Origin of the sequence: Bartonella sp. AP58NXGY, from assembly GCF_042195785.1 — a bacterium.
Classification (GTDB): Bacteria; Pseudomonadota; Alphaproteobacteria; order Rhizobiales; family Rhizobiaceae; genus Bartonella.
This window is the reverse complement of sequence record NZ_JBHIOY010000367.1, coordinates 350-594: the sequence shown is the minus strand read 5'-3', so window position 1 is coordinate 594 and position 245 is coordinate 350. Positions and strand designations below refer to the sequence as shown.

Below are 245 nucleotides of genomic sequence, written 5' to 3'. Positions count from 1 at the left end.
AAGCGTAATTATGTGTTGCAATAAGAGCAGAAAGACCAGACTGACGAACAAGAACAGATAAAGCTTGAAAGACATAAGCTGACGTTACGGGATCAAGATTTCCGGTAGGTTCATCTGCTAAAAGAACCGAAGGACCATTTGCTACGGCACGTGCAATAGCAACACGTTGTTGTTCTCCTCCCGATAACTCTGAGGGACGATGGTTTGCCCGATGAGAAATACGCAAATACGTCAATAACTTACGC

The 245-nt window shown here is 44.1% G+C and carries 1 protein-coding gene; it reads right to left on the bottom strand.

All coding sequences use genetic code 11. The features are described from left to right. Window positions 1-245, bottom strand: a 245-nt coding sequence (locus tag ACFINC_RS11465; protein WP_375617281.1) for an ATP-binding cassette domain-containing protein, incomplete at both ends; no start/stop codon positions are given.